This window comes from Micromonospora sp. NPDC048063, from assembly GCF_043202855.1.
Classification (GTDB): Bacteria; Actinomycetota; Actinomycetes; order Mycobacteriales; family Micromonosporaceae; genus Micromonospora.
In genome coordinates this window covers 1-3,494 of sequence record NZ_JBIDBG010000045.1, presented here as the reverse complement: position 1 = coordinate 3,494, position 3,494 = coordinate 1, and the positions used below count along the sequence as shown (strand labels likewise).

Sequence of the window (3,494 nt, the reverse complement as noted above, 5' to 3'; positions counted from 1 at the left end):
TGACCCGACAGACCACGCTCCGACCGCGCCGACACCACCCACGGCACCGGCACCCCGACCGGCACGACGGACGCCGAGACGGAATCCTCCCCCGCGACCGGGGACGCCGGCTGCACCGGCGTCGACATCGGCTCGAGATCCGACACGGAGTCCGGCTGCTCGATGATCACGTGCGCGTTCGTGCCGGAGATACCGAACGACGACACGCCCGCCCGACGCGGACGCCCCACCGCCGGCCACTCACGCGCCTGCGTCACCAGCTCCACCGCACCCGACGACCAGTCCACGTGCGACGACGGCGCATCCACGTGCAACGACGCCGGCACCACCCCGTGCCGCATCGCCAGGACCATCTTGATCACGCCGGCGACTCCCGCGGCGGCCTGCGTGTGACCGATGTTCGACTTCACCGAACCCAACAACAGCGGCTCGTCCCGACCCTGCCCGTACGTCGCCAACAACGCCTGCGCCTCGATCGGGTCGCCCAACGTGGTGCCCGTGCCGTGCGCCTCGACCACGTCCACGTCACCGGCCGACAACCCCGCCGACGCGAGGGCCTGCCGGATCACCCGCTGCTGCGACGGACCGTTCGGCGCCGTCAAACCGTTCGACGCACCGTCCTGGTTCACCGCCGTACCCCGCACCACGGCCAGGACCCGCCGACCGTCCCGCCGCGCGTCCGACAGCCGCTGCACGACCAGGACACCCACGCCCTCGCCCCAGGCGGTGCCGTCGGCCGAGTCGGCGAACGCCTTGCAGCGGCCGTCCGCCGACAGCCCGCCCTGGCGGGAGAACTCGATGAAGGCTCCCGGAGTCGCCATCACCGTCACCCCGCCCGCGAGGGCCAGGTCGCACTCGCCCGACCGCAGCGCCTGCACGGCCAGGTGCAGCGCCACCAACGACGATGAACACGCCGTGTCCACCGTCACCGCCGGCCCCTCGAAACCGAACGAGTACGCCACCCGACCCGACAGCACGCTCGCCGAGGCACCGGTCGCGCCGAACCCGGCGAGGGACTCGCCGGCCTGGCGCACGACGGTCTCGTAGTCCTGCCCGTTGGTGCCGGCGAACACCCCGACGCGGCTGCCGCGCAGCGCGAGGGGTTCGATCCGGGCGTCCTCGAACGCCTCCCAGGTGACCTCCAGCAGCAGCCGCTGCTGCGGGTCCATGGCGAGGGCCTCGCGGGGAGAGATGCCGAAGAACTCGGCGTCGAAGCCGCCCGCGTCGGCCAGGAAGGCGCCTCGGGTGACGTAGGAGTGACCGTCGCCGTCGGCGCCGGGGTCGGCCAGCGACTCCAGGTCCCAGTGCCGGTTCGCCGGGAAGTCCGACATCGCGTCGACGCCGGCCGTCAGCAGGCCCCAGAGCCCTTCCGGCGACTCGGCTCCGGCGGGGAAGCGGCAGCCCATGCCGACGATGACGATCGGGTCGTCGCCCACGACGGGGCCGGTGGGCGCGGCGGCGACGGGAAGGGCCTGCCCGCCGAGCAGCTCGGCGTGGATGTGCCCGGCGAGGACGGTCGAGTTCGGGTAGTCGAACGCGAGCGTGCTCGGCAACGTGAGGCCGGTGGCCGCGTCGAGCCGGTTGCGCAGTTCGACCGCCGCCAGCGAGGTGAAGCCCAGGTCCTGGAACGCCCGATCCGGCGCCACCCGCTCGGCGGACTCGTGGCCCAGCACGGCGGCGACCTCGGCACGGACAAGCTCGCGGAGCGCGTGCAACTGCTCCGTTCCGGACATTCCGGACAGGCGAAGGCGCAGGTCGGCCGCCGGGGCGGGGGCGACTGCCGGGTCGGCGTCGGCCAGCAGGTCCCGGACCAGCGGGGCGTGTCGCCGACCGCCGGCGGCGGCCACCCGGGCCCAGTCGATGTCGGCCACCACGACGTACGTCTCGTCGCGGTCGAGCGCCCGGGTGAGGGCCCGCACGGCCGTCTCCGGTGCCATCGCACCGAACCCGGTGCGGCTCAGCCGCTGCTCGAACTCGCCGGCGCTCACCCCGCCGTCGGCCCACAGGCCCCAGGCGAGCGAGGTCCCCGGCAGCCCCTCCGCGCGACGCCGCTGCGCGAGAGCGTCGAGGAAGGCGTTGCCGGGGGCGTAGGTGGCCTGGCCGGCGGCGCCCAGAAGACCGGCGAGCGAGGAAAAGAGGACGAACGCGGAGAGGTCGCAGTCCCGGGTCAGCTCGTCCAGGTTGCGCGCGGCGTCGACCTTCGCCCGCAGCGCAGTGGCGAGTTGGTCGACACTCACCGCGTCGATGACGTTGTCGTCGAGGGCGGCGGCGGTGTGCACGACCGCGGTCAGCGGAAGCTCGTCGGGGATCGAGTCGAGCAGCGCCGCGAGCGCGGCCCGGTCGGCGACGTCGCAGGACGCGACGGTGACCCGGCTGCCGAGCCCGGTGAGTTCGTCGGCGAGGGCGGCGGCGCCCGGCGCCTCGGGACCGCGCCGGCTGACCAGCAGGAGGTGTTCGGCGCCGTCGCCGGCCAATGCCCGGGCGACGTGACCGCCGAGGGCGCCGGTGCCGCCGGTGACCAGCACCGTGCCGCGCGGCGTCCGGGAACGGTGCGGGCCGGCGTCGCGGTCCGTCGCGCGAACCAGCCTGCGGGCGTGGGCACCGGCCTGGCGCAGGGCGACCTCGTCCTCCCGGCCGGTGCCGCCGATCAGCGTACGGAGCCTGCGCACGACACCCTGGTCCGGCTGCTCGGGCAGGTCGACGAGCCCACCCCAGCGGTGCGGGTGCTCGGCCCGCAGCACGCTGCCGAAGCCCCACGCCATCGCCTGCACGGGGTCGACGTGCCGGTCGCGGGAGCCGACGGAGACGGCGCCGTGGGTGGCGATCCAGAGTCGGGCGGCGACCCCGGCGTCGCCGAGCGCCTGGGCGAGCGCGACGGTGCCGGCGAGACCGGCCGGAACGGATTCGGCACCGGCGTACGGTCGGTCGTCGAACGCGAGGAGGGAGAGCACGGGCAGCGGCTCGCCGTCGCGGCCGGCCGACGCCTCGACCAGGTCGTGGGCGATGCGCTTGCGGTCGCAGGCGGCGTGGACCTCGACGACCCGCGCGCCGTCGGCACCGAGGGCGGCCACCCAGTCCGTCACGGCCGCGCCCGCGTCGGCCGGTACGACGAGTAGGAATTCCGCAGCCTCGGCACGGGCGGGCTCGTCGGCGAGCGGCTGCCACGCCACCCGGTAGCGCCACGAGTCGAGGGTTGCCTCGGCGTCCCGGCGGCGCCGCCAGGTGGACAGGGCCGGCAGCACGTCCGCGAGCGGGGCGTCGGCGTCGACGGCCAGGCTCTCGGCGAGGCTCGCCACGTCCTCCGCCTCGATGGCCCGCCAGAAGTCCTCGTCGGCCGCGGTACGCCCGGCGACCGGGGGCCGGTAGGACCGCGTCGCCGCATTGATCCAGTAACGTCGATGGTCGAAGGCGTACGTGGGCAGGTCGACCACGCGCGGCCGGATGCCGGCCTGGCCGTGGTAAGCCGCCCAGTCGACCGGGACACCCGCGACCCA

General features: G+C 75.0%; 1 protein-coding gene. It reads right to left on the bottom strand.

Annotated elements, in window-relative coordinates; all coding sequences use genetic code 11:
- The coding region (locus tag ACGFZ2_RS34300; RefSeq protein WP_393461020.1) for an SDR family NAD(P)-dependent oxidoreductase at positions 1–3,494 on the bottom strand (3,494 nt) is incomplete at both ends.